Raw genomic sequence first — 25,026 nt, 5'->3', positions numbered from 1 at the left:
AAATAATTACGTCTGGCGTCGCGTTCAATAAATGGCTACGGCTGTGAGCATAGGATTAATTATGCGTTGTTTTCGGTGTATAGCCATGATAAGGTTTTTTATCAGGGCAAACCGGTTTTAATATATTCATCTTTGTTATTTCATAATATGAAATAATTTTCCCGTGGCGCCTGGATCCCGCCATTCTTACCCCCCGCGCGCTATTTCCCGGGGAGGGTGGCGGGGAACGACAATCCATTCATCAGGAGCGGTTGTTATGCAGCGTTTTACTCTCTGGGTGATGGCGTTAACCGCCGGGCTGGTGGTGGCCAATAACTATTACAATCAGCCTCTGCTGGCCACCCTGGCGAAGAGTTTCCATGTCACGCAGCAAAGCGCCAGCGCGGTGGCGGCCCTGACCCAATTCGGCTATGCGCTGGGGATGTTTTTGCTTTTGCCCCTGGGGGACAAAATCGAACGCCGCCGACTGGTGACTATCATGCTGGCGTTGGCGTGCATGATGCTGCTGCTGTTTGCCCGCGCGACGGATTTCCGGCTGCTGTTGGTTTTTGCTTTTCTAATCGGCTTCACCAGCATCGTGCCGCAAATCCTGCCGCCGTTCGCGGCTAAACTGGCCGGCCCGGAAAAGGCGGGGGAAGCGGTGGGACTGGTGATGGCCGGGTTGCTGCTGGGTATCTTGCTGTCGCGCTTTGTCTCGGGCCAGATCGGCACATGGCTGGGCTGGCAGGCGGTCTATTATATGGCGGCGGTCATCATGATTCTTTTGCTGTTCGCGCTGCGGGCGCTGCTGCCCGCCGCCAAGCCGACCTTTAACGGTAACTATATTTCGCTGCTGGTCAGCCTGGCCGGGCTGGTCAGGCGTCATCCGGTATTACGCATCACCTCCCTGGCGGCCGCGTTGCAGTTCGGCGCGTTCAGTATCTTCTGGACCACGCTGGCGTTTTATCTGGATAGCCTGCATCGGGGCTATACCGCCAGAGACGCCGGATTGTTCGCTCTGGTGGGCGCTGCGGGAGTCATGGCCGCGCCGGCGGCCGGTCGTTTGTCCACGCGCATTAGACCGACCCTGCTGTTATTGATCGGCGGAGTGTTGATGCTGCTGTCGTTCGTGTCGTTTGCATTGAGTTTCGGCAATGCATTCGCGCTGATACCCGGGGTGATCATGATGGATTTGGGTATGCAGGTCAGCCACGTTATCAGTATGAATCGCAACTATCAGCTGGATATGAAAGCCGTGAGCAGGCTGAATACGCTGTACATGGTCACGCGTTTTCTCGGCGGTGCGCTGGGCACGCTAGTGGGAGGAGTGGTATGGCAACAGGGCCACTGGTATGGGATTTGTGTTGCAGGCGCACTCTTTTGCGCCCTGGCATTAGTGATACAATCCCGTCTGCTGCGTATCGATCGTCAACTGGCCGGCGCCGGCTGACTTTTCCTCGTGACGGCGCTTCGTTTTCCGCAATAAGGATTTATCGTGACCAGACCCACCGACCCCAGTGCACGGCCTTATAAGACCCCCCCTCGCCGACTGGAGCCGGAGGATGTCAGCCCTATGACGGATTCCCCCCGAGACATTGTGCCGGCGGATACCCTCAGTCCGACGTTATCCCCTGTCAAGCCGGCGGCGCCGGTTAATGACAAAACGCTGATTCAATCGCTAAGCCGCGCGCTGGATATTCTGGAAATCCTTGCCAACCGCCCCGGCCCATTGCGGCTGCAAGAGATTGCCGTAGGATGCGGCCTGAACAGTTCCACCTGCCATCATTTGCTTAATACCCTGGTTTACCGGGGTTATGTGCACCGTCAAGATGATAACCGGACCTATCAATTAGGGAGCCGGCTGCTGGAGCTGGCGCAGGGCAACAGTGGTTCCTTTGATTTGGTAACCGAGTCGCTGCCGGAACTGCGGCGGTTAAGTCATGCGATGGACGAAACGGTATTATTGGCGGCGTTTTCCGGCTCCAACCTGACCATTATGACGCGCCAGGAGCCGAAGGATAACGAACGCGGGATAGCGATAGGCGATATCAGCGCCGCCGCCCATGCCACCGCGGTGGGAAAAGCGATGCTGGCCTGGCTGCCCGAACCGCAGATTGCCCGAGTGGTTGCCGACCGGGGGCTTACGCTCTTTACCGGCAAAACCATTGATTCACTGACTACGCTTCTTGAAAGCCTGCGGCAGATTCGCCGCCATGGTTTTGCGTTGGAAGATGAGGAGTATAAGCCGGGCATATCCGGCATCGCCTGCGCGCTGCGGGGAGAATCCGGCGAAGTGCTGGGCGCCCTGGGCTGTATCCTGCCAACCGACGAGGCCGATACCGTCCGGCTTCAACAGCTGCGGCGGACGCTGTGCGACAGCGCCGCCCTGCTCTCCCGGCGTTTTGTTCGCCGCGCCGAACCGGATACCCGCCAACCACGCAGGTAATCACAGCCGTGTTGCCTATAAGAGCGGATTGCGCAGGAAATGTGTAATAGGGGCATCAGTCAATGGCCCCACCGCCGTCCGCCGGCACGATGGACAGCGGTGGCATACGGCGAGGCCATTATACCGGCTGACACGGTTTTATCTTGGATCTTCAGCGGTGCCGGCCGGCAGCAGCTGGCGTGGCGCGCCATCGTGGGTAAAGCATTGCAGCACCGCCGCCAAAATCGCGGCGCCGGAACCGACGGCAAACCCTATCAGGTAACCCTGGGGATGATCCCAACCGCCGAAATGGTCGATAAGCCAGCCGGCCAGCGGCGAGGCCGGCAGCGTACCGAGAAAAGTCAGCATCAGCAATAATCCCATGGCAGATCCGGAGGCTTTCGGCGCGTGATCCGCCACCATGGCGTAATAGACCGGGAACACAGCGTTTAATCCCAGCCCCCACAGCAGCAGTACCGCCCACAGCATACTGATGCCGGTGATAAATACCAGGGCGGCAATGCTGACGGCATACCAAAGGGAAAGAAAAATCAGCGTATTGCGTCGACCGAAATGATCGGAGATATAACCGAAAAATAACTGGCCGAACCAGCCGGTGATATAAGGTACCACGCCGATAATGGCGCCGGCGGTATCCTGCTGGTGCATGGTAAAGACGATGTAGGGCGCCAGAAACCACAAGCCGACGGTTTGCGCGAAATTTATCAGCGCCGCGCCGATTACCGTCAGGCGGATATTCCTATCCTTCAACACCCGGCGGGTCTCGATTAACTGATCTTTAAACGCCAGTGCCGGCTCTGCTTCGTCATCCGGCGGCGTCAGTTCGTGTGCACGGGCATAATCGTTCACCTGCTGATAGCTTTGCGGCGTGGCGCTTACCCATAGCAATAACGCCAGCAGATAACCGATAAGCGGCGTAAACAGAAACACCAGGCGCCAATTTTCACTGCCGAAGGCAGAAAGAATCCAACTGGTGGCCAAGCCGCCCAGCAGCGCGCCCACCGGATAGCCGGTATGGTGCAATCCAAGGGCAAATCCCCGGTGTTCTTTCGGCCAATATTCCGCGCACTGGGCGATATTGGTCACTTCGGCGCCGCCGGCCGCACCCATGCCCAATACGCGCCATAACATGAATTGCCACAGGTGCAGACAGGTGGCCTTAATGCCCACCAGGATAGACAGGGTGGTAAAAATAATCATATACCACACCTGGCTTTTCTTTCTGCGCCATCCGCGGCCGAGCTTATCGGCAAAGATGCCCGCAGGCAGCGCTATCAAAGCATAGGCGGTAAAAAAAAGACTGATAATATAACCCCACTCGGTGCCGCTCAGCTTGAATTCATTTACGATGGCCGGCTGTACCCGAAACATGATTTCGCGGTCATTGGCATTCATCAGCCACAGCAGCCAGGTTAAAAAAAGAATAATCCAGCTGGCGCGCGCGCCCTTGGGAACGGTTAATATCATGATATTGTCTCCGGGAATGTTCTATCGAGTTTTATAACGATAAACCTTAATAAAATAGGCCAACGCATTTATAAATGTTATACCTGTTGCCATAAAACCAAAGCGGCTAATAAATGGCAGCGGCAACAGAGCCGAGGTGCAAAAGGCAAAAAAAAGGCTGATGGCCATTCCGCAAAAAAACAGTAATGCTATTTCGCGGCGAATAATGATCAGCGTGGTGCGATAATGTAATGGGATTAATTCATTCATCATATCTCTCTTATAATAGAATTCAGTAGGATATAGGCGTTCGGACGCCGGGTACGGTATACCCGCCGGTAATAACAGCGTTGTCTCCTGGTTAAATCGCGTTTCAGATACGATAGTATTTTTCGCAATTACGATAAAACAGCCTGTGCCGCTCGTCGCAGGACAAATTTTCCGTGAGCGTGCCATATGCCTGCCAGAGATCATGGTAGCTGGAATAAAGGCTATCCACCGGCCAGTTCGAGGCAAACATACAGCGTTCCACGCCGAAGACTTCCAGGCAATGTTGAATATAGGGACGTATGGAATCCAGGCTCCAGCAGTGATCGCTCATGCCCAAGCCCGATATTTTACACACCACGTTATTATGGGCCGCGATTTGCGACATGGCCCGGCGCCAATAATCAAAGTAGCGTGGGCTGCGGTATTTTGGGAATCCCGCGTGGCCGATGATGAAGAGCTGATGCGGATGGCGAATAAACAGCTCCTGAAATACCGGGGCCTGAGTCCAGTCCAGATCGACGTCAAGTACCCACTCTTGCTGTGTTAATAAATCGATACCGGTATCGATCTTTTCATTATATAGCGCGGAATCATCACGCAGACAAAACAGACGAATACCGCGAAAATTGGCCGCCGCCCGGTGTTTTTGCAGCACCTCGGACAAATTATCGTCTAACAGATCGGCATAACCGATTATACCGTCGGCGAGTCCGTACCGGTCGGATAGGGCTTGCAGCCATAAGGTTTCCAGCCAGGGCGTGACGGTATCGCCCTGGGTTTCGATGCAGACTGATTTTGCCAGGGTATAGCCGGCGGGCAGGGTTTGCCCTTCCCGAATCAAATCCGGCGGCAGAAAATTTCGGACTAAATTATCCATCTGGCCAAGAATTGGCGCCATATCGGACTCAACCGGCTCACCGTTCATATGGCGGATATGGTCTTTCAGCCATTGATACCCGCCGCGGCCGAGGTCCCAGTAATGGTGGTGCGCATCGGCGATAGGATAGTCCATAACGCATTCTCCCCATGAAAGCCCGGGGATACCGCCGGTCCGGCGTATCCCGTCCAGGGCAAAGCTATTGTTCCTTGCGCTGGTTGAATTTATCCGCGCCGTCTTTATTCTGACCCATGGCAAAACACAGGGTCATCAATTCGTTTTCCAACTGTAGGCCGCTTTGCAAATTACCGTTAAGGGATGCGCGAACGGCCGCTTTAACCGATTCAGTGGCCACCGGCGGCAGAGCGGCGATATTTTGCGCCAAGGCGCGTCCCCGCTGTAGCGCATCGGCCACCGGCATTACCTCCTCCACCAGGCCGATGCGCAGCGCTTCGGCGGCGTCGATGCGCTCGCCGGTCACCAACAGCTTCATCGCCTGGCCGTAACCGATAAGCTTGGGTAAAAACTGCGACGTGCCGCCGGCGCCTATCCAGCCCAGCGTCACTTCCGGCGCCCCGAACACCGCATTATCGGCCGCGATGCGAATATCCGCGGCGGCGGCCAGCTCCAGCCCGCCCCCCAGCGTCCAGCCGTGGGCCACGCAAACCACCGGCTTACGCAGATTACGGATTTGGGTGACATAATCCACCCGATTGCGCCAGGCCCAAAAAGAATCATAATTTTTCAAGGTGTTGATATCGGTTCCGGCGCAAAAGGCGCGCTCCCCGGCGCCGTAAAGCAAAACGGCGTGCACCTCCTCGTCTTCATTGGCCCGTTGGCAGATATCGCGCAGCTGGCTGAACATCTCCGGCGTCAGGGTATTTAATTTGGCCGGCCGGTCCAGAATAATTTCCCCCACGTGCCCCTGCTTTTCAAAACGAATCATCGAATTACTCCTTGCTGCATTAACCGTTCAATGTCTTGATCCCCAAGCCCCAGTTCAGCCATGACCTCGACGGTATGCTCTCCCAGGCGCGGCGCCGGGCGGATGGCGGGACCGTTTTGGCAAACGATGGACGGCGCCAGGGTGCGGTAGGTACCGCCCACCGGATGCTCGATGTCGGTAAACAGCGACTGGTATTGCGGGTGTGCCGCCACCTGGGCGTAATCCATCACCGGTCCGACCCAGATACCCAGCGCGGTCATGAGCTCAAGCCACTCATCGGTCTTGCGGGTGAGAAAGTGCGCGGAAACAATATCGCAGACCCGATCCCGCCAGTCCAGGTAAGGCTGTTCGTCGGTGATATCCGGCCGGGACTGCCCCAGTTCCACCAGTTCGGGCACTGAAAACGCCTCGGCGATGGCCGGGAAGGTGGCCTGGGCAATGGCAATCCAACCATCGGCGGTCTGGTAAATGTTGTAAGGAGGCTCCATCCAGGTGGAAACAAAATGGCGCCCGGAGCGCTTAGCCTGCCGCCCGCTGGTCATGTAGGTGGAAATTTCCTGGATTTGGACTTCCATTACCGCCGAGAGCAGCGACACTTTCATATGCTGGCCCAGTCCGGTACGCAGCCGTTCGATATAACCGGCCAGCGCCGCCTCCACCGCCAAATGGGAGGCGCAGGTATCCACCAGATACACCGGCGACGGCTGCGGTTTTTCACCCCGCACACCGCCGTTGAAGGCCAGGCCGGAAAAGCTCTGCACCAGCAAATCCTGCCCCGGCCGGTCCACCATCGGTCCCTGGTCGCCGTAGCCGGAAATGGAGATATACACCAGCCGGGGATTGACGGACTTCAGGGTGTCAAAGTCGATGGACAGGCGTTTGGCCACCTTGGGGCGAAAATTTTGCACCAGGATGTCCGCATCGGCCACCAGCCGGTAAAGCAATTCCAGCCCCTGCGGCTGCTTCAGGTCGATAACAATGGCGCGTTTGCTGCGGTTCAACGTCAGGAACGCGCTGGATTCCCCGCCGTGAAAGTAACCGGCCAGCGGCCAGAGACGGGAAAAGTCGCCGCTTGGAGACTCTACCTTGATCACATCGGCGCCTAAATCACCCATCCGTGACGTCGCCAGCGGTCCGGCCATGGCAATGGTTAAATCGATCACTTTCAGGCCCGCCAGGGGACCCGGCTGATTATTGGGTATAAACATACTGCTCTCCGTAGATAATGTCCGGGCGGCGCCGCTCCAGCGCATCCCGGATGAAATAATGAGTCAGGATTGCTTTCCCGCCGCGAATTCCTGGATAAACCGCGCCGCCAGCGCGCTAAGAGCCGTCCAGTCTTCCTGTTCAACCACTTTGCGCCGGGTCAGCTCACCGCCGACGCCGACGGCGAACGCTCCGGCGCGGGAAAATGCCTGAACATTGCCTTGATTTATTCCGCCCACCGGAATGATGGCGGCGTGATTGAGCGGCCCGAGCAGGTCTTTAAGATAAGCGATACCCAGCGCGCCGGCGGGAAACAGCTTGAGTAAATCCACCCCCAGCCGATGGGCCTGCATCGCTTCGCTGGGGGTGGCGATGCCTGGGATCATCAATCGCTGATGCTCGTGTACCAGCGTGACCACCGCCGGATTGAAATCCGGCGCCAGGATGAAATCCGCGCCGGCATCGATAGCCAGCTGCGCCATCACCGGATTAAGTATGGTGCCGGCGCCTATCTGCATCCGGCTGCCGAAATGCGCGTTTAACGCCCGGATACCGGACAGGTGATCGAGACTGTTGGCGGTCACCTCAATGACCCGGATACCTCCCTGGTAGAGCGCATCGGCCAAGGGCAGCAGGCAGTCGTGAGGCACGCCGCGCATTATGGCGATAATGCCGGTGTCGCGAATGGCGTTAATCACCTCGAATTTTTTCATGACGGGTTCTCATTGACATAAAAAGTGGAAGGCACTATTCCGCGCCGGCGAGCCAGGGCCAGGGCACCGAGACCCGACAGCGACGTCGGGATGCTCTCGGGGGTCGACAACTCGCCGGTAAAATAGGGATCGTGACGCAAAAGCAGCGCCAGTCCGCGGCGCAGCACCGCTTTGCCATAGATAATGATCCGGGTATCGCCCCTCATACCCAGCGCCGCGCTGTTTTTTATCGCCTGAACATCGGCGTCCAGTACCGCCCCAAGCAAAATATTGGCGCGCTGGTTGCGGCTGAGATCCGAGAACATATCCATGATGCGGATGGTAAAGCAGACCCGGGACAGTCCGACCCGCCGGCTCATCGCCGCGCCGCGCAGCAGCATCGTCTCATCGATGTCATCGCAAAAGCCGCTTTCCAGCGCGTCGGCGATAAGGGTATTTTTGCTGATCACATCCAACAGCTCGCCGGAAAGCGTCGTGATGCAGCCGGTAATGAGACCCTCCCCGCTGATGCTGACCATTTTGGCATGGGACCCGGGCAGCAGGACCAGCGACGCTCCCGTCGAGCCTTCTCGCAGCAGGCCGAAGGTTTCAGTTTCCTCGCCGCGCATCATGTCCATGGATTCGATATTCTCGAGCGTCACCTCCGGCACCGCGTTTTTCACGCCGGGGATAAACCACACCGGACGGTTCAGAAACCCGTCAATACGCCGGTTGACCATGCCCTGCGCCAATTGGCCAAGCCCTACCGGCGCGGTCAGGTGCGGCAGTTCCACCAGCCCCAGGGCGGAGGTGATCATGCCGGCGGCAATCACCACCGGCTCCTCGTCAGGTGCCAGACAACCCTCGTCAACCACCCTATCGCAGAGCCGGGAAATCCCGGCCTTTAACGCAAGGTTATCGCCGGTCAGCACCGTGTCGCGCACGCCTACCGGCGCCGAAGCCTGCGCCAGGCAGCCCGATGCGTTCCACAGGCAAACGCGGGTATTGGTGGTGCCGGTATCAATGGTTATGACATACATGGTTATTCGTCACCCCCGGCCGCTTTTCCATGAACCGGCGAAGCGGCCCGTTGAAATATCGCCCCCGACGCCAGTAATTCCTCCAGTTGCCGCCGGGTGAATCCCCGGGACTCGAGCACCCGGCAGGTATCGGCGGCGTAAGCCGGGGCGCCGGTCAGTTCGGCGGGTTCCGCGCCGATAAAATCAATCACCGGTTTGACCGTGGTATAACTGCCGTAGACCTCATGATCCACTTGCGTCAGGTAAGGTTGGGTTTGGGGGTGGGCCAGGAACTGCGCATAATTCAACACCTTCATGCACCAGATGCCGTGTTCGTTAAGGTAGTTATCCCATTCCGAGGCGCTTTTACCGGCAAACAGCTGCCCCAACAGCCGGTAAACCCGGTCTTTCCACTCGGCATATTCAGCCGGATGCTCGCTGCCGGGCACTTCCGCCGCCAGCGCCGTCAGTTCGCCGGAGTCAAGCAGCCCGCCCAGCAGCGCCAGGTCGCACTGCGCCAGCGCCAAATACCCCTCGGCGGTGGCGTGAATGCCATAGGGCGGCGGCATCCAAACGGTGGCGGACGGGTAATCCACTCGCTCAGGCGGATGATCGTGGGCCAAAAAGGTGCTGATTTCCTGCAGTTGCATTTCCATGATGCCGCCAAGCATGGATAAAGTGGCTTCCTGCCCTCGGCCGGTGCGCGCCGCGTTAAACAACCCCGCCAGCACTGCTTCTGTGGCCGAGTGCGAGGCAATCACATCGGCGATAAACGGCGGGCAGGCCACCGGATGTCCATTGCGGCGGCCCGCGTTAAACGTCAGTCCGCTGAAGCTTTGCAGAAGCAGGTCTTGCCCCGGCCTCGCCGCCAGCGGGCCGCTTTCGCCGTAGCCGGTAATGGAGACGTAGACCAAGCGGGGATTGAAAGCTTTCAGCGTCGGATAATCGATGGCCAAACGCCGGGTCACGCCGGGCCGGAAATTCACCACCACCGCATCGGCGTTTTTGACCAGTGAATAAAAAACTTCCCGGCCCGCGGCGGACTTGAGGTCGACGGCCACTGATTCTTTGTTGCGATTCATCATCACAAACGCCGTGGAATCGCCGAAGGCGCGGCAATCGCCGACAATGTTATAGCGGGAAAAATCTCCCCCGTCCGGCGCTTCGATTTTGATCACCTCAGCGCCCATTTCACCCAGCCGCTGCGTGCACAGCGGACCTGACAGAGCTATCGTCAGGTCCAGGATGGTAATCCCCTCCAGAGGCAGACCTTTTTTTCCCATGGTTGTTACTCCAGGATCGGTCCGGGCGAACGGCCGAAACCCATGGCCGGCGCCGCGGACGGAATCCGTAAAATGTCAAAAACGTCAGCCGGCATTGGCCGGATGAGCCACCGCCAGGGCCAACAGACCGTCCACCGCGTCGTCAAGGCCGACCCGGCCGCGCAAATGAGATTCCAGCAGCGCGCCGGCCCGGGTTTCAAATTCCTGATAGCCCGCGTAACGCGGCCGCATCCACGCGCTTTCCATGGAAGGACGCACCGCGGAAAAAAATCCGTTGAATTTTTTGTCCAACGCCGGGGAGTTCCAGGCTTCCACCCGACCCGGCTGGCCGTGAAAACCGGCGATAACGCCGCGCTGCGTGGCGTCTACCATCAGCCAGTCCAAATAGCGCAGCGCCTGCGGCTGCCGGCGGCTGTAGCGGCTCAGGCCGATAGCGGCGCCCCCTAACACCGAGCCCGCATGGTAAGGCGCCCGGACCCCGGCAAAGCCGGCAAAAGACAGGGGGTGCTGATAGATACCCGGTTCGCCATAGACCGCGAAGCCATAAACGCAGGGGCAGTAGACCAGGTCGTCACGTAAGGACATCTGGTTATGCAGCGCAATGGAATTCCACTCAATGGACTGAGGCGGGCAAAAAGCCATTAATTTATCCAGCCAGTCCACCGCCTGCGCCAGAGTCCGGCGGTGGATCTCCAGCGTCCCTTCCCGCTCGCCTTCCCGCCATGGATTGCCCATATTGGCGCACAGGGCGGCCACCGCCAGCAGCCCGTGATGCGCATTGGCGGCCATGGCGAGATAGAGCCCCTGGCGGCGAGCCGCCTCCCCCAAAACCAATGCCTGCTGCCAGCTTTGCGGCAGCGGCAGGCCGAGCCGGGCCAACAGATCGGCGCGATAGACCGCGTGATTGGTGGCGCCATCCACCGGCGCGCCCCACTGTTTATTCTGGTAACGGTAGCTGGACAGCGAGGAACCGATAAAATCGGCATCGTGCTCCGCCGACAGCGCGTCCAGGGCATCAAGGGGCACAAACAGCCCCTGTTGCGCCAGCATGCCGCAGTGCGGATGATCGAATACCACCATATCCACCCGGCGCACAATATCGGCAAGGGATTGATGCTCAAAATCCCGCAAATCCCTGACCTGCCAGTCAACGTCGCAGCCCTCCGCCGTGTTGCTGTATTCTCTGGCCGAAGCCACCAGGGGATCCATGGCTCTGATGTGTCCCCATGTCATGCCTGTGAGTGTCATAACGTTGTCCGTGGTGCTGTAATTAGCAATAATAATATATCATATATTAATATCAGATGTGATACGTATCCCAAAATTAAGCACAACTGACAATATTGCTGCTAAATATAACCGTTTTAGTGATTATCATCACACAAAGAGAATATTTTGCGTTAAATTGCAGCTTATTCATAGACAGGATCTTCGGATATCATTAATTATAATATACGATTTATTATCCTGGTTCGCTCACCAGAATCGGCGATGGGTAAAGATCTGTTTCATCACTGTCCGGACGTTTTTTTCCATAATAAAAATGCGGGAAAGGATGGCAGTTGCCTTTCAGCTGGAATTACAGAGGAACTTTTTTATGAGTGCTTTGAACCCTACAGCCCTTCAGGCGCCGAACTCCCGCAAGCCGATGCTGGCCGCCATGATGGGCAGTATTGTCGAATGGTATGATTTCGCGTTATATGGCGCCGCCGCCGCGCTGGTGTTTTCCAAACTGTTTTTTGACGCCAACGCAGCCGAAGCCTCGGCGGTCTGGGCCTTTATGACGTTTGCCGCCGGGTTTCTGGTCCGTCCCCTGGGGGGCATCATCTTCGGTCATTATGGCGATAAATTGGGCCGGCGGCCGATGCTGGTGATTACACTGATTTTGATGGGTGTCTCCACCACCCTGATCGGGCTGCTGCCGACGCGGGATATGGTGGGCCCCTGGGCGGCGGGTTTATTGATCGTACTGCGCTGTTTGCAGGGGCTGGGAGCCGGCGCCGAGTATGCCGGCGCCATCCTGGTGGCGTCCGAATCCAGCCAGGCAGCCAAACGCGGCAGCGCCGGCGCCTGGCCGGCGGCGGGCAGTTGGATCGGTTCGCTGCTGGCCCTCGGCGTCATGGGCGCGGTATCTTCCAGCCTGTCCGATGCGCAGTTCCTCAGCTGGGGCTGGCGCGTGCCGTTTCTTATCAGCATTCTGATTGTGGCGTTCGGCTATTGGGTCAGGACCAGCGTGTCGGAAACCGCCGAATTTGAAAAGACCAAACGGGCACAGGCGCTCACTAAACACCGACCCGCCCGGGCGCCGATTGTGGAAGTATTGCGTGATGACTGGCCACGCCTGCTGGTGGCAATGGGATCCACGGTCATTCATACCGGTTATTCTTATATTCTTCAGGTATTCGCGTTACGTTATATGACCGCCCAGATCCATTTGACCTCGGCGCAGGCTTTATCCATCAGCTCCACCGCCTATGCGGTGGGGATTATCGTTTTGCCGCTGTGGGGCAAACTGTGCGACCGTATCGGCAGCCGCGAGGTCTATCTGGGGGGCGCCATTTTCAGTCTGCTTTACATCGTGCCGTTCTTTTATCTGGTGAATACCGGCAACGTCTATCTCGGCGCACTGGCCCTGACCCTTGGGCTGGCGGGAGGAATGGGGTCACAATTCGCCGCGCAGGCATCGTTTTTAACGCAGCTGTTCCCGGTACATATCCGCTATAGCGGAATCGCCTTTTCCCGTGAAATCACCAGCGCGCTCATCGCGGGCCCCGCGCCGGCAATCGCCACTCTTCTGGTGAGCTACGATCGCGGCGGCTGGCATTATCTGTCACTGGAAATGGCCGCCTGCGCCATTATTACCATTATCTCGCTGCTGTGCGCCCGTAAATTTATGACCGAATAATCCTAACACGGGCTCGATTTGGCACATGTGCATGGAATTCATGGGGAGGGACAGGATGCTGGAAGAGTAAACCGTCCGCGCCAGGGACCAATACGCCGGGAGCGTATTGGAACAACGCCGTCAGGCGTTGGCCCGAAGGGTGACCCTCAGGGATGAGGGTCATAATCGCGCGGATCGAGCCTAAATGGATGGATTCACGGCGTGTTTACGATCCGGCATCCTGTCCTGACCGGGCAGCGTTTGAGCTTGAAGTGCTGCATAAACGGCTGCCGTAGGATAAAAATATCGGGTAAACCCTGTCAAAGTTGTTGACTTGAAAGACGGCTACTTTACTCATCCTGACGATTTATTGATTTCAGGCCCCCATTCCTCTACCCTGTTTACAACAAAGCGCCCTTCCCGGGATGACCGGCGCAGAGGGGGGTTAAACATGGTGTACCCGTTGAACGATAACACGTTAATTCAATCCGACAGCATCAGCCATCAGGTTTATAAAGCGCTCAGAAAGCGCATTATTTCCGGACAGGATGCTCCCGGCGCGAAGTTGATCATCAGCCGCCTGGCGCTGGAATACGGCGTGAGCGTTATTCCGGTGCGTGAGGCGCTGGCGCGGCTGCATGCGGAAAAATTGCTCTCGTTCGAGCAAAACAAGGGATACCAAATATCGCCGGTCCCCTCAAGTGAAGACATGCTCAAATGGCACGAAGCCCGCCTGATGATTGAGGCCACCATTGGTGAGTATGTCATGGAGAATATTACCGAGCAGGAAATAGCCGAGCTGGAAGAGCTTAACCAGACGATGCTGAACGGGGAATACGGCGCCGATTATCAGCATTACGATAAATTCATTGAATTAAACAGCCAATTCCATAAAAAAATCGTTTCCACCACCCGTAACCCCTACATCATCGAAATGTATGCCACCCTCAGCTACGGCCCGCAGGTCGGTCGGGTGCATCATGGCCGCGGCGTGCCGGATATTGAGCTGCTCTGTCAGGAACACGCCGCCATAATCCAGGCGATCAAGCGCGGCAATGTGCAAAAATTTATCCTGGCGGTCAATGAACATATCAAAGGCGGCTACAACCGGACGATACATTACCCGGAGCTGCCGCGCTAGCAAGCCGGCAAACGACTTTAACCGTCAGACTTCGCGTTGCGGGTTCGTAGGCTTTCCCGCATCTTGAATTATCTAGGCCATATATCACCCGTTGGTGATTCATGAGCGGTACGGTTCTTCTCCTTCATGGCCGGTATCCGTTGCCTTGCCCTAGCGAATATCGCGATATTCGGAGGTCGCGGGTTTATTGCGGATCGCTTCGGACATAAAATTAATCACATAGCGTACCGCGGTTGTCACAAAGCCCTCCTCTTTCAGGCGACGCGCCGACGTTTCCATGATCATTTCCAGGTCGAATTGCACCCGGCCCTCGCCGGACAGTCGGCGGGCGATATTGGTATCTTCCCCATAAAACGCAATGGAGGTATCGAATCCGCCAATGCGCAACAGGGCCTGTTTACTGGCGGCGAAATTGCCGCCTACCGCCATATAGCCGGTGAACCAGTAAGTGGGTTTGGCCAGCAGCAGCCAATAAAGCTTCACCAGCAACCCCTTCACCCCCGGCAAGTCGAAATAACGGTACGGACCGCTGACGCACACCAGATCGCTTCTTTTCTCATAGGCAGCCAGCACTTTGCCCAGCCAGCCGGACGGCATACGCGTATCGGCGTCGATAAAGGCCAGAATATCGCCGGATGCCGACTCCAGCCCCTTCTGCCGGGCGCGGGTCAGTCCTTTTATCGGCTCGTAAACCACCTTCACATTGTCAAATCCGGCGGCAACGGCCGATGTCCGGTCAGTGCTGGCATTATTGACGACGATAATTTCAAACTCTCCGGGATTTGCATGCGCCGTCAGCTCCTTCATCGCGCATTGCAGGCAGGTCGCAAGATACAGCTCTTCGTTATAAGCGGGAATTATCAGACTGAGTTTCACGATTACGCTCCTGAAATACGCGACATTTCCTCGGGTACTGCCAGACTGATCCGGGCATAAATCTCTTCCCAGCGGCTTGTCACGGTAGTGATGGAAAATTGTTTCGTTTTAAGGGCGGCATGCTCGCCCATTTGTTTGCGCAACGCCGGCGAGCGTAGCAAGTGTGTCAGCCTGCGGGCAAAATCCTCACTGTCGCCCGGCTGCGCCAGAAAACCCGACTGGGGGTCGATATATTCCGGCAACGCACGCCAGCGCGCCCCTACCACGGGCAAACCCGCGCTCATCGCTTGAATCAATACCATACTTTGGGTTTCAGACGTGCTGGCGATGGCGAAGATATCCGCCGCATGAAAAGCCTCCGCCAGTGTGGCTTTATCCAGGGTGCCGAGAAACCGGATGCGTTCCCTTACCCCCAAATCCCGCGCCAGTTGTTCAAGATGACGGCGCGCGGAACCGTGTCCCGCCAGCGCCAGCATCACATCGGGCATCTCCGTTGCGATAAGCGGCAGGGCACGGATCAATACATCGATTTTTTTTTCTTCCGCCAAACGACCGGCGTAGATAATGGTTGAATGACTGAAGCCGTAGATTTTTTTGAGGGCTTGGCGATGTGCGTCCGGCAGCGGGCGAAATTGAGACGTATCCACCGGATTGGAGATCACGCAGTGGGGGCGGCGCAGCCCGAACGCGCTCATTTCGTCCGTCACGGAATGTGACGGACCGGTCACCATGTCGCAGTGATTGTAGTAGCGGGTTACCGCCCGGACGCTGATGTCGCGGAAAAAATTCGCCGAAAAGGGCGTATAATTGCTGAATTCGCCAATGGCCCAGTGGTTGGTTCCCACCACCGGGACGTCAAGATGGCGCGCCGCGCTCAGCGCTTCCAGCCCCGCGCCCAGAAAGGTATGGGTGTGGATAATATCCGGCGCGAAAGGCAGTAACTGTCGCCAACGCCGCCCGGTAGGCACCAGAAGACGGGACTGCCCGGTGGAACTGGGCACCGGCAGCGAAAACAGCCGCCGGATCTCGACATTTTGCCCGGCGTCAACTTCACGCCCGGGTACGCCGGCAACGTTAAAGTCATGGCGGGTGGCATGTGGAGCGAATATCACCACCTGATGACCGCGTTTGCCAAGCTCCCGGCACCCGGTTAATACCGAGTCCTGGATCCCTCCCAGCTCAGGATAAAAACTGTCGGTAAACACAGCGATACGCATACTTCTACCCTCCTGGCAGCACAGATCCGGTGATCCTACGCAGATAAACCACAAGCATGATGCAAAGCACAACCAGGAACGAACAGGATAATAACCACAGCCATAAATCGATACGCTGCCATGCGGCGCCGGCAAAAAATCCCAGTAACACTAACAAACCGGACTTGGGTAAGGTCGCCAGCAGATTAAAGCCCAGAAACAGCCAGACAGGAATCCTTGCCGCCCCGGCGCTTACCAGTACCACAAACCCCGCCACGTGCGTCAGTTTCGCCGTCACCAGAATACGTCCGGGATGAATACGAAACCGTTGCACAAGCGGCTCCAGTCGCCGGCGGCCAAGGTCAAAACGGCGGCACCACGGCAACGCCGTTATGCGGCCACTCATGCCAAGCCCGTAGAGAATCAAATCTCCGGTCAGATCCCCCGCCACGGCGACGGTGTAGACACCCCCCAGATGCAGCAGTCCCTGTGACGCCAGAGCCGCGCCAAAGAGCGTCGCCATCGGGCCTTCAATCAGAGCGGCGATGAACAGCGCGGCGTATCCATAGTTGGAAATGGCGGACAACAACCATTCCGGCATGTTCCCTCCCGGCATAGCCCCTCCCTAATCCTTGTTATTCACAGGTGCGAAAGATGTGGTTTAGGTTGCTTGTTCGGTCCGGCGGCCGACATGTCCTGTGCACAACCTTGAACAGACATCCTGAGACTTCATAGTCACGGAACCTGCTCCGCTTTACTGCTGTTTGAATCATACTATCGGGATGTTACTGGAATCTTACTAAAGCTCTGTATTGGAATAGCTGGTATAAACGACTTATGTGGAAATTCAAAAGGAAATATGTGTAACATTATGATAAATAATATGTTTAAAAATATTACTTAATACACTATTCCCATTGCCTATTACCATTTGTATCAGACCCCGTATAGCGCGCGGTTATCATTGAGTATAAGTTGCGCTATAAAATTGGCCCGCCGATTTTTTTAAAATCCTATTTTCCAGATCAGCCGGTGAGATAATAAAAACCGGTGACAGACGCAAAGAAAGATAACCGGCAGTCTGAAGCAGCGTGCGACGCGTAGTATTTTAGCCGCCCATAGGCTATTTTTATCAGAGACTGCCTATTAAATAACCGAGTCCGATTCATGTCGTTGGCAGCCTATCCGGCATGGTCTGTACGGCAATGCCCTTCCTGTGCCTACCCAGAGAACTCTCATCATGACAACGAAAAAAATTTTAATGCTGATCGGCGATTACGTCGAAGATTATGAAACCATGGTGCCTTTCCAGGCGCTGCAAATGGTTGGCCATCGCGTGGATGCCGTCTGTCCCGATAAAAACAAAGGCGATTATGTTTTAACGGCAATTCATGATTTTGACGGCGCGCAGACCTACAGTGAAAAACCGGGACATCGTTTTGTGCTTAACGCCGATTTTGCCGAAACGCGGGCGCGGGATTATGACGCCTTGGTGATCCCCGGCGGAAGAGCGCCGGAGTATCTGCGTTTGAACCCGGATGTGATAAAGCTGGTGCGGGATTTCGACGACGCCGGTAAACCCATCGCCGCCGTCTGCCATGGACCGCAAATATTGGCGGCCGCCGGCGTGTTGAAAGGACGAACCTGCAGCGCCTACCCCGCGTGCGCGCCCGAGGTTCGCCTGAGCGGCGGCCAGTTTGCCGATATCGGCATCGATCAGGCTTATGTGGATGGTAACCTGGTCACGGCGCCGGCCTGGCCGGCCCACCCGCAGTGGCTGGCAAAGTTCATTGAACTGCTGGATAGGTAACCACATTACGTGACGTTATCACCGGTAGCGATTTGCCATCGGTGATAACCGGGTCGATTAGGACCGAAGCCCGTTGATAAATAACCTCAATTTTTTTTGAAAATGGCCCATGTCAAATCTCCAGGATTGTCGGCGATAATTCTGCTCACCTCAGTCGGCAATAACGCCGACTTGGCCGCAAAGCAGCCTTTTTGCCCATAGGCCGATCTTTTGAGGATCTGCTTAAAGCAGCTTCGATATTTTGCCAGCCCAAGATTCCGGGTATATTCTGAACCGTTCGTTCTTTTACATAAACCGCAGGCAACGTGAGCCGAGGAAGATTTCTATGGGTAAGCTGGATAACAAGGTAGCGGTGGTGACCGGCGCGACGGAAGGTATCGGCCTCGCCATTGCAAAGACATTTGTCCATGAAGGCGCCTTTGTATTTATCACCGGCCGGCGCGAAAAAGAACTCGCCGAAGCCGTTGACCAATTAGGGCCAATGGCCGTCGGCGTCCAAGGGGATGTGGCAAAAATAGCCGATATCGTCAGGCTTTACGACCGGGTGGCGCAGCAAAAAGGCCATCTTGATATTGTCGTCGCCAATGCCGGTCTGGGAGACGTCATGCCCCTGGCGAAGGTAGACGAATCGTTTTTCGATCGCCTGTTCGACGTCAATGTGAAAGGGGCGTTTTTTACCCTTCAGCAGTCCCTTCCCCTGTTGCGCAACGGTGCTTCCCTTATTATCACCGGCTCGGTGGCGGGTTCAAAAGGGACGCCCGGCTTGGGCATTTACGGTGCGACCAAAGCCGCCGTCCGTTCGTTCGTGCGCACATTAACGGCGGAGCTGGCCGATCGAGGCATCCGCGCTAATGTGCTAAGCCCGGGGCCGATCCAAACGCCGCTCATGGATCGCCAGCCGGCGGAAACCCTTCACAGAATGGTTTCAACCATTCCCATGGGCCGCATCGGTAACGTGGATGAAGTGGCCAAAGCCGCGCTTTTTTTGGCTTCCGATGATTCGAGTTTCACCACCGGAGCGGAAATTTTTGTTGATGGCGGTCGGGCACAGGTGTGAATGATCACGTGCGTCGGGAAAAATGAATGAGGCCCGGGGATGATGGACCGTCCAAGAATGAAAATCATCAGTGATAAGCGACCCTGACCGGGAATATTTTCCTATAGTGGTAAAGGTGGAATTCTGCGGATAATATCCAAAGACTAAGGCATGTCCCGGTTAACCTTCAACACAGGGGGGTGATGCAATGGCAGGTCTGACAAGACGGCAATTCTGTCTGGCGGGCGCGGCGATAAGCCTCTTGGGAGGCCGCGCAATGGCGCAGCCGGCAATGTCAGGCGTGCCGCTGCCGGACGGCAGCAAAGCGCCGGCCCTGGGCCAGGGATCCTGGCATCTGGCACTGGGCCGCCATCCGGCCGCAGAAGAGGAGGCCGCCCTGCGAACCGGCATCTCGCTGGGTATGACGCTTCTTGATACCGCCGAGCTGTACGGTGAGGGCCGTGCCGAGCGGATGATTGGACGCGTTATCGCCGGACAGCGCGATAAGGTATTTCTGGTATCCAAGGTACTGCCCTATCACGCCACCACCGCCGACGGGATCCGCCAGGCCTGCATGGGAAGTCTGAGCCGGTTGGGCACCCATTATCTCGACCTTTACCTGCTCCACTGGCGCGGCGACGTATCGGATCTGAGCGTGGTGGTCAATACCTTCGAAAGCCTGCGTGGGGAAGGACGTATCCGGCGCTGGGGGGTATCAAACTTTGACGTCGCGGATATGGAAGACCTGTTCCGCGTCCCCGGCGGCAATGCCTGTGCCGCTAACCAGGTGCTTTATAATCTCACGCAACGGAGCATCGAGGCGGACCTGCTGCCCTGGTGCATACAGCACGGACTGCCGATTATGGCCTATTCCCCCCTCGGCATGACCGGCGGCCTGTTAAGCAATGCCGCCTTAACCCGGGTTGCCCAGCGGCATCAGCGCAGCCCGGCCGCGGTGGCTCTCGCCTGGACGATGCGAAGCGGGCATGTCATCGCCATTCCTGAATCCGGTTCGCCCGATCATGTGAAAGAAAATGCCTCTGCATTGTCGTTGCGGCTGACGGAACAGGATGTGAACGAGCTGAGCCATGGCTTTTAAAACCACGGTATCTGACCTGTTAAATCGGCTCTTGTTGCAACCACAGCGGTTTGCCCACATACGCCGGGATGAGATCCGCATGCTGGCCTGGTCCTGGCTTTATATTTTCGCGCTTTTCCTGGCCTACTATGTACTGCGCCCCATCAGGGACGAACTGGGCGTCGCGGGCGGCGTGCGAAACCTGCCCTGGCTCTTCACCGGCACGCTGCTGGCCATGCTGGCGATCCATCCCGCTTTCGCCTTTGCGGTGCGGCACTGGCCGCGCGAACGGTTTATTGCCATTACCTACCGTTTCTTTATGCTGAATTTGCTGGTGTTTCTGATTTTGCTCGCCCTGGCGACGCCGGCGCAACATGTCTGGATCGGACGGCTGTTCTTTATCTGGGTCTCGGTCTTCAACCTCTTTGTGGTGTCGGTGTTCTGGTCCTTTATCGTGGATGTGTTTGATGCGGAGCAAGGCAAACGACTGTTCGGCTTCCTGGCCGGGGGGGCTACGCTCGGGGGTATCGCAGGTTCGGCGCTGACGTCCGGTTTCGTCGAGCGGCTGGGGCAAAGCGTCCTGCTGCTCGCCTCCATTATACTGCTTGAGGTGGCGGTATTCGCATCGGGGCGGCTGTCCCGCATAAGCGATGCGTTCAAGCGTCCGCTGCCCGGCGAGGATCCGCACCAACCGGTAGGGGGCGGCATCTTCACCGGGATGACACACACCTTCCGATCGCCCTATTTACTGGGTATCGCTTTTTTCATCTTTTTTTATTCCACGACTTCCACCATTTTGTACTTTCAACAGGCGGCCATCGCCGCGGCGCATTTCGTCGATGGCAGAGCCCGCACCGCCTTCTTCGCCAATATCGATTTCTGGGTCAACGTGCTGACCCTGGTGTTTCAGCTGTTCATTACCGGACGGTTTATGAAATGGGCGGGGGTTGCGGTGACCCTCTGCGCGCTGCCGCTTTTCAGCGTGGCGGGATTTACCGTGCTATCGGCCTCTCCGGCCATCGGCGTCTTTGTTGCGGTACAGGTGGCGCGGCGGGTCAGCAACTTTGCCTTGGCCCGTCCGGCCAGGGAGGTGCTTTTTACCTCCGTACCCAAGGAAGATCGCTACAAGACAAAAAACTTCATCGACACCGTTGTCTATCGCAGCGGGGATCAACTGGCCGGCTGGACCTATGCGGGGCTCCTTGCCCTGGGCCTCGGCGTCACCGGCATTGCCATCGTGGCCATACCCCTCTCCGCCCTGTGGCTGGGGTTGAGTTTCTGGCTTGGGCGCAGGCAGGAGGATTTGGAGCGCGTACGAAAAGAGGAAATCGCCTTGCTAACGCCTGACAAAGAATAGAATCCGCCTTTCATGAAGGCGGATTTAAATCGTTATGTTTACAGCACATTATTATTGGGGTGTTTAAACAGGGCTTTTATTTCATCGCTCATGTCGAAATTCATATTAAGCCCTTTGGGCGGTATCGGCTGTTTAAACCATTTTTCATACCATGTGGCGGCTTCACCCGACAGCTGCGCATCCGCAATCGTTTTATTCACCAGCGAGGAGAATTGCGGATCGTCTTTTCGCATCATGCAGCCATAGGCTTCATGGGATTGAGGCGTACCGACAATCACCCAGTTTGAGGGATCCCGGCCTTTGGAACGATCGCCGGCCAGCAAGGCATCATCCATCATATAGGCCACCGCCCGGCCGCTTTGCAGTGTGTAAAAGGCCGGCGCGCCGCCCTCTTTAGAGGTCACAATCCGCATACCCATATTCTGCGTATCGTTCAGCTTATTCAGTATGACCTCGGATGTCGTTCCGGTATTGGTGGTAACGGGCTTACCTTTTAAATCGCTAAAATCCTTGATATTACTGTCTTTAGCCGTTAACAAGCGGGTACCGACGATAAAGATGGTATCTGAAAATTCAACCTGCTGAGCCCGTTCTTTATTGTTGGTTGTCGACCCGCATTCAACATCATACACGCCGTTTTGCAGCAGAGGGATACGATCGGGAGAGGTTATGGGTACAAATTTAACCGTCAAATTGGGTTTATTCAGTTTCTTTTTAACGGCATCGATAATTTTGTCGGAATATTCCTGCGAATACCCCATGACGTGGTGAGCATCATCCTGATAAGAGAAGGGTATATTGGTCTCTCTGTAGCCCACCGCAATGACGTCCGAATCATTTATTTTTTTTAATGTTCCGCTCAGTTCTTCCGCCAGCGCCGAACCTGAAGAGATGAGTATTCCCATACCGATGACCAACGTTGCGCCTCGTTTCATATCGCTATCCTTTTTTTGTGGAAAATGACATACAGCAAGCAATAATCGAGCCAATATTTTTTTAGGCAAAGATAACGCAGGTGGGACTGGGGGTGCTGATAACCCTGCCCGTGTTCTCCAACATGCCGCTTTCCGCATTCACCAGGAATTCCGTCAAGGTATCACTTTCCTCATTGGCGCTGTAAAAACGCCGGCCATCCGGTGTCAAGGTGGTAAAGCGGGGGTTTTTACCCCCACAAGGTACCCAGCCGATCGGATGAACGCCGCCGCTTACCCTATCAATACCAAACACGCCGATACTGTCGTGCCCGCGATTGGAAGCATAAAGAAACCGTCCGTTGGCATGGACTTCGATTTCACCGGCATCACTGCGGCCCGCATAGTCCGGCGGCAAACTGCTTAGCGTCTGCCGCAACGCCAGCGATCCCGCCGTTTCATCATAGTCAAATACGCTGATGGTGTTGCTTATTTCATTGAGAACATACAAAAAGCGTCCATCCGGGTGGAAATCAACATGCCGGGGCCAACTGCCGGCGGCCATGTCGACTTCATCGGTGAGAACGCATTGGCCGGCGTTGAAGGCATAAATCCGCACCCTATCAATACCATTCCCGGCGCTTCTTCCCTGAATGGGCAATGCAAAATGTTTACCGCCGTGATCAAACACGATTTCATGAGGGCGGGATAACCCGGGGGCATGATGATCCGGCGACGACCTTCCGGGGATCGGGATGATTGAACAAACCGGGTCGGGTATACCTTTGATTCCTATTGGGAATACGGCGACATTGCCCGCGTTAAGATTGGCCACCAGCAAATAGCGTCCGGAGGGATCATACGCCACATGCACCGGATTATTGCGCTGCTTGGGATCCAGGGCGGGATGGGGATTTTGCGGTCCGGTTGACCGCTCACCCAGCAAGGTCAACAGCCCCGACAACGGATCGCGGCCATAGGTCGCCAGGGCGGTGCCGTCGCCATGAACGGCGTGCAGCAGCCCTCCCCGGCTATCCAGGATAAGCCATGACGGATTATCCTGAACGGGCTGAACCGTTTGTTTCAAAAACCACTTTCCGGCGTTATCTATCTCATACACCTCAATCCCGCGGCCTCGCGCGGCACGCTGGCGCGATGTATAGCAGCCGACATAGGCAAATTGTGCCATTACCCTCTCCCTCAAGGTTTTAATCGCCGTGACGTTGCATTCTCATGTCAAGAAAAACACACAGGCGGATGTGATGTATAAAAGGGTATCAGGCTGGCCGGCCTTAAACGCCCGGCTTGTTCAGCATGTGAGATACCGGGCCGCAGCTGGCGCGGTTTTCGAACCAGGTCGGCAAAAGCACCTGCTCTTTTTCATGGGGGTTTTCCAATTGTCCCAATAAGAGCTGGGCGGCACGCTTACCTAATAAAATATTGTCCCGCATTACCGTGGCAATCGGCGGAGAAAACAAGCGACTGAGGGCGACGTCATCACAGCACACCAGCGAAAAGTCACGGCCGAGGATCAGCTTGTGTTGCTCAATCACGGTTAATGCCCCTTCCAGCAGCTGATTGCCGCCCAAAATCACCGCGGTGGGCGGGTTCGGCAACGCCAATAAATGCGCCATTGCCCGCTCGCCGTGGGCAACGGACAGGATGCCGGTTTCAATGAGATAATCGGGCGCCGCGTTGCATGCCTGATAGGCATCCTGTACGGCGCGGATCCGTTCCCGGGTCGGCCGGACATCCCGTCCGACGATCAGTCCGATGCGTCGGTGGCCTTGTTGCAACAGCGCCCTGGCGGCAACGCCCACGCCAAGATAATGATCGGAGAGCACCGTATTCGCTTCAACGTCATCCGGCAACGTGCGGTCAATCACCACCAACGGCATAGTACTTTTACGCAGGGCATGCAAGGTAGCGTCATCATTTTCCAGCGACGGTAGTAAAATCAGGCCGTCCACCTGCCGCTGCTGTAATACTTCTATATGCTCCGCATCCATTTCCGGCATTCCGCCGGAGTTGGTAAGCAGCAGGGAATACCCCGAGGCTGCCAGGACGCTTTCCGCCCCGCTGACAATGGACGCCAGCAGAGGGTTGGTGATGTCCGAACAGACAAAGCCGATTGAGCGGGTTGAGCGGCGTCGCAGGCTTTGCGCCAGGACATTCGGCGTATAGTTCAATTGTTCCGCCGCCAGCAAAACCCGTTCGGTCATTTTTTTACTGACGCCCGATTGCCCGGAAAGGACCCGGGAAACGGAGGCAATACCTACCCCTGCCAGTTCAGCAACTTGACGGATCCCGGCACGTTCATTGACCGGTGTCTCATTTTTAGAACTCATATTCATCCTCTGGCTCGAGAAACTTGACAGTAGCTGATAACCGATTTTAAATTATGGAAACGTTTCCGGAAACGTTTCCATTTTGTCAGAAACCGAACATAACGGCCTATTTCCATTTTATAAGCATCATTACAAGCTGACCGAGAGTGTAGCAACAAAGAGCCGTTAGCCGTTTTCATTCCAACGTTGGCCAAACCTGTACACCTATAGCTGTACACCTACATA

The 25,026-nt window shown here is 56.3% G+C and carries 23 protein-coding genes; 8 read left to right on the top strand and 15 right to left on the bottom strand.

Features of this window, described 5'->3' with window-relative positions:
- Positions 1 to 256 precede the first annotated feature (256 nt).
- Together HB631_RS20000 and HB631_RS19995 are read left to right on the top strand one after the other, a co-directional pair.
- The gene (locus HB631_RS20000) at positions 257 to 1,429 is read left to right on the top strand and encodes an MFS transporter (RefSeq protein WP_213992940.1); all 1,173 of its coding nucleotides are present in this window, start codon (positions 257 to 259) and stop codon (positions 1,427 to 1,429) included.
- A 123-nt stretch (positions 1,430 to 1,552) separates the two neighbouring features.
- Positions 1,553 to 2,425, top strand: a complete 873-nt coding sequence (locus HB631_RS19995) for an IclR family transcriptional regulator (protein WP_213992939.1) — start codon at positions 1,553 to 1,555, stop codon at positions 2,423 to 2,425.
- 138 nt (positions 2,426 to 2,563) lie between these two features.
- Here the strand turns inward: HB631_RS19995 and HB631_RS19990 are convergent, their stop codons facing one another.
- The 9 genes from HB631_RS19990 to HB631_RS19950 all read right to left on the bottom strand — a co-directional run bounded on the left by HB631_RS19990 (position 2,564) and on the right by HB631_RS19950 (position 11,412).
- Positions 2,564 to 3,892 carry an MFS transporter gene (locus HB631_RS19990; RefSeq protein WP_213992938.1) on the bottom strand — a complete coding sequence of 443 codons (1,329 nt, stop codon included), beginning with the start codon at positions 3,890 to 3,892 and terminating at the stop codon, positions 2,564 to 2,566.
- Between the two features lie 21 nt (positions 3,893 to 3,913).
- Positions 3,914 to 4,144, bottom strand: a complete 231-nt coding sequence (locus tag HB631_RS19985) for a hypothetical protein (protein WP_213992937.1) — start codon at positions 4,142 to 4,144, stop codon at positions 3,914 to 3,916.
- Positions 4,145 to 4,244: 100 nt separating this feature from the next.
- Entirely contained in the window at positions 4,245 to 5,153 is a 909-nt protein-coding gene (locus tag HB631_RS19980; RefSeq protein ID WP_213992936.1) for an amidohydrolase family protein, read from the bottom strand.
- A 64-nt stretch (positions 5,154 to 5,217) separates the two neighbouring features.
- Positions 5,218 to 5,964, bottom strand: coding sequence for an enoyl-CoA hydratase/isomerase family protein (locus HB631_RS19975; protein WP_213992935.1), 747 nt, complete (start codon positions 5,962 to 5,964; stop codon positions 5,218 to 5,220).
- A complete protein-coding gene (locus HB631_RS19970; protein WP_213992934.1) occupies positions 5,961 to 7,172 on the bottom strand; it encodes a CaiB/BaiF CoA-transferase family protein in 1,212 nt (403 codons plus the stop codon). The genes HB631_RS19975 and HB631_RS19970 overlap by 4 nt, the downstream gene beginning before the upstream one ends.
- A 63-nt stretch (positions 7,173 to 7,235) precedes the next feature.
- The gene (locus HB631_RS19965) at positions 7,236 to 7,883 is read right to left on the bottom strand and encodes a bifunctional 4-hydroxy-2-oxoglutarate aldolase/2-dehydro-3-deoxy-phosphogluconate aldolase (protein ID WP_213992933.1); all 648 of its coding nucleotides are present in this window, start codon (positions 7,881 to 7,883) and stop codon (positions 7,236 to 7,238) included.
- Complete coding sequence (locus HB631_RS19960) at positions 7,880 to 8,902, bottom strand: 2-dehydro-3-deoxygalactonokinase (protein ID WP_213992932.1); 1,023 nt, start codon at positions 8,900 to 8,902, stop codon at positions 7,880 to 7,882. Before HB631_RS19960 ends, HB631_RS19965 begins: the two co-directional genes overlap by 4 nt.
- A 2-nt stretch (positions 8,903 to 8,904) precedes the next feature.
- Positions 8,905 to 10,164 (bottom strand): CoA transferase, encoded by a 1,260-nt coding sequence (locus HB631_RS19955; RefSeq protein ID WP_213992931.1) that lies wholly within the window; start codon positions 10,162 to 10,164, stop codon positions 8,905 to 8,907.
- Positions 10,165 to 10,248: 84 nt separating this feature from the next.
- Positions 10,249 to 11,412 (bottom strand): extracellular solute-binding protein, encoded by a 1,164-nt coding sequence (locus tag HB631_RS19950; protein ID WP_213992930.1) that lies wholly within the window; start codon positions 11,410 to 11,412, stop codon positions 10,249 to 10,251.
- A gap of 349 nt (positions 11,413 to 11,761) precedes the next feature.
- Between HB631_RS19950 and HB631_RS19945 the strand changes: the two genes are divergently transcribed.
- Both HB631_RS19945 and HB631_RS19940 read left to right on the top strand, forming a co-directional pair.
- Positions 11,762 to 13,069 carry an MFS transporter gene (locus HB631_RS19945; RefSeq protein WP_213992929.1) on the top strand — a complete coding sequence of 436 codons (1,308 nt, stop codon included), beginning with the start codon at positions 11,762 to 11,764 and terminating at the stop codon, positions 13,067 to 13,069.
- Between the two features lie 430 nt (positions 13,070 to 13,499).
- Positions 13,500 to 14,189, top strand: a complete 690-nt coding sequence (locus HB631_RS19940; protein WP_213992928.1) for a GntR family transcriptional regulator — start codon at positions 13,500 to 13,502, stop codon at positions 14,187 to 14,189.
- A gap of 150 nt (positions 14,190 to 14,339) precedes the next feature.
- Here HB631_RS19940 and HB631_RS19935 read toward each other — a convergent pair whose 3' ends face one another.
- From HB631_RS19935 to HB631_RS19925, 3 genes are read right to left on the bottom strand one after another with little or no spacing between them, the layout of a single operon-like run.
- Positions 14,340 to 15,065, bottom strand: a complete 726-nt coding sequence (locus tag HB631_RS19935) for a glycosyltransferase family A protein (protein WP_213992927.1) — start codon at positions 15,063 to 15,065, stop codon at positions 14,340 to 14,342.
- A 2-nt stretch (positions 15,066 to 15,067) separates the two neighbouring features.
- A complete protein-coding gene (locus HB631_RS19930; protein ID WP_213992926.1) occupies positions 15,068 to 16,282 on the bottom strand; it encodes a glycosyltransferase in 1,215 nt (404 codons plus the stop codon).
- A gap of 4 nt (positions 16,283 to 16,286) precedes the next feature.
- Complete coding sequence (locus HB631_RS19925; RefSeq protein WP_213992925.1) at positions 16,287 to 16,862, bottom strand: hypothetical protein; 576 nt, start codon at positions 16,860 to 16,862, stop codon at positions 16,287 to 16,289.
- Between the two features lie 639 nt (positions 16,863 to 17,501).
- On the opposite strand from HB631_RS19925, the gene HB631_RS19920 reads away from it, so the two are divergent.
- The 4 genes from HB631_RS19920 to HB631_RS19905 all read left to right on the top strand — a co-directional run bounded on the left by HB631_RS19920 (position 17,502) and on the right by HB631_RS19905 (position 21,542).
- A complete protein-coding gene (locus HB631_RS19920; RefSeq protein WP_213992924.1) occupies positions 17,502 to 18,071 on the top strand; it encodes a DJ-1/PfpI family protein in 570 nt (189 codons plus the stop codon).
- Positions 18,072 to 18,396: 325 nt separating this feature from the next.
- Entirely contained in the window at positions 18,397 to 19,128 is a 732-nt protein-coding gene (locus HB631_RS19915; protein ID WP_213992923.1) for a glucose 1-dehydrogenase, read from the top strand.
- 187 nt (positions 19,129 to 19,315) lie between these two features.
- Positions 19,316 to 20,206, top strand: coding sequence for an aldo/keto reductase (locus tag HB631_RS19910; RefSeq protein WP_345945726.1), 891 nt, complete (start codon positions 19,316 to 19,318; stop codon positions 20,204 to 20,206).
- Complete coding sequence (locus HB631_RS19905) at positions 20,196 to 21,542, top strand: MFS transporter (RefSeq protein WP_213992922.1); 1,347 nt, start codon at positions 20,196 to 20,198, stop codon at positions 21,540 to 21,542. The genes HB631_RS19910 and HB631_RS19905 overlap by 11 nt, the downstream gene beginning before the upstream one ends.
- Before the next feature lie 38 nt (positions 21,543 to 21,580).
- On the opposite strand, the gene HB631_RS19900 is transcribed toward HB631_RS19905, so the two are convergent.
- The 3 genes from HB631_RS19900 to HB631_RS19890 all read right to left on the bottom strand — a co-directional run bounded on the left by HB631_RS19900 (position 21,581) and on the right by HB631_RS19890 (position 24,801).
- Entirely contained in the window at positions 21,581 to 22,477 is an 897-nt protein-coding gene (locus HB631_RS19900; protein ID WP_213992921.1) for a glutamate/aspartate ABC transporter substrate-binding protein, read from the bottom strand.
- 61 nt (positions 22,478 to 22,538) lie between these two features.
- On the bottom strand, positions 22,539 to 23,642 hold the full coding sequence (locus tag HB631_RS19895) for a lactonase family protein (protein WP_213992920.1): 1,104 nt from the start codon (positions 23,640 to 23,642) through the stop codon (positions 22,539 to 22,541).
- A 103-nt stretch (positions 23,643 to 23,745) separates the two neighbouring features.
- A complete protein-coding gene (locus HB631_RS19890) occupies positions 23,746 to 24,801 on the bottom strand; it encodes a LacI family DNA-binding transcriptional regulator (RefSeq protein WP_213992919.1) in 1,056 nt (351 codons plus the stop codon).
- Positions 24,802 to 25,026 lie beyond the last annotated feature (225 nt).

The sequence above is a fragment of the Sodalis sp. dw_96 genome, from assembly GCF_018449575.1.
GTDB lineage: Bacteria > Pseudomonadota > Gammaproteobacteria > Enterobacterales > Enterobacteriaceae > Acerihabitans.
This window is presented reverse-complemented; position numbering and strand designations above follow the sequence as displayed.

Excerpts from the sequence above, each read along its gene's own strand:
- HB631_RS20000 (WP_213992940.1), top strand. The coding sequence starts at position 257 with ATGCAGCGTTTTACTCTCTGGGTGATGGCGTTAACCGCCGGGCTGGTG.
- HB631_RS19995 (WP_213992939.1), top strand. The coding sequence starts at position 1,553 with ATGACGGATTCCCCCCGAGACATTGTGCCGGCGGATACCCTCAGTCCG.
- HB631_RS19990 (WP_213992938.1), bottom strand. The coding sequence starts at position 3,892 with ATGATATTAACCGTTCCCAAGGGCGCGCGCGCCAGCTGGATTATTCTT.
- HB631_RS19985 (WP_213992937.1), bottom strand. The coding sequence starts at position 4,144 with ATGATGAATGAATTAATCCCATTACATTATCGCACCACGCTGATCATT.
- HB631_RS19980 (WP_213992936.1), bottom strand. The coding sequence starts at position 5,153 with ATGGACTATCCTATCGCCGATGCGCACCACCATTACTGGGACCTCGGC.
- HB631_RS19975 (WP_213992935.1), bottom strand. The coding sequence starts at position 5,964 with ATGATTCGTTTTGAAAAGCAGGGGCACGTGGGGGAAATTATTCTGGAC.
- HB631_RS19970 (WP_213992934.1), bottom strand. The coding sequence starts at position 7,172 with ATGTTTATACCCAATAATCAGCCGGGTCCCCTGGCGGGCCTGAAAGTG.
- HB631_RS19965 (WP_213992933.1), bottom strand. The coding sequence starts at position 7,883 with ATGAAAAAATTCGAGGTGATTAACGCCATTCGCGACACCGGCATTATC.
- HB631_RS19960 (WP_213992932.1), bottom strand. The coding sequence starts at position 8,902 with ATGTATGTCATAACCATTGATACCGGCACCACCAATACCCGCGTTTGC.
- HB631_RS19955 (WP_213992931.1), bottom strand. The coding sequence starts at position 10,164 with ATGGGAAAAAAAGGTCTGCCTCTGGAGGGGATTACCATCCTGGACCTG.
- HB631_RS19950 (WP_213992930.1), bottom strand. The coding sequence starts at position 11,412 with ATGACACTCACAGGCATGACATGGGGACACATCAGAGCCATGGATCCC.
- HB631_RS19945 (WP_213992929.1), top strand. The coding sequence starts at position 11,762 with ATGAGTGCTTTGAACCCTACAGCCCTTCAGGCGCCGAACTCCCGCAAG.
- HB631_RS19940 (WP_213992928.1), top strand. The coding sequence starts at position 13,500 with ATGGTGTACCCGTTGAACGATAACACGTTAATTCAATCCGACAGCATC.
- HB631_RS19930 (WP_213992926.1), bottom strand. The coding sequence starts at position 16,282 with ATGCGTATCGCTGTGTTTACCGACAGTTTTTATCCTGAGCTGGGAGGG.
- HB631_RS19925 (WP_213992925.1), bottom strand. The coding sequence starts at position 16,862 with ATGCCGGAATGGTTGTTGTCCGCCATTTCCAACTATGGATACGCCGCG.
- HB631_RS19920 (WP_213992924.1), top strand. The coding sequence starts at position 17,502 with ATGACAACGAAAAAAATTTTAATGCTGATCGGCGATTACGTCGAAGAT.
- HB631_RS19915 (WP_213992923.1), top strand. The coding sequence starts at position 18,397 with ATGGGTAAGCTGGATAACAAGGTAGCGGTGGTGACCGGCGCGACGGAA.
- HB631_RS19910 (WP_345945726.1), top strand. The coding sequence starts at position 19,316 with ATGGCAGGTCTGACAAGACGGCAATTCTGTCTGGCGGGCGCGGCGATA.
- HB631_RS19905 (WP_213992922.1), top strand. The coding sequence starts at position 20,196 with ATGGCTTTTAAAACCACGGTATCTGACCTGTTAAATCGGCTCTTGTTG.
- HB631_RS19900 (WP_213992921.1), bottom strand. The coding sequence starts at position 22,477 with ATGAAACGAGGCGCAACGTTGGTCATCGGTATGGGAATACTCATCTCT.
- HB631_RS19895 (WP_213992920.1), bottom strand. The coding sequence starts at position 23,642 with ATGGCACAATTTGCCTATGTCGGCTGCTATACATCGCGCCAGCGTGCC.
- HB631_RS19890 (WP_213992919.1), bottom strand. The coding sequence starts at position 24,801 with ATGAGTTCTAAAAATGAGACACCGGTCAATGAACGTGCCGGGATCCGT.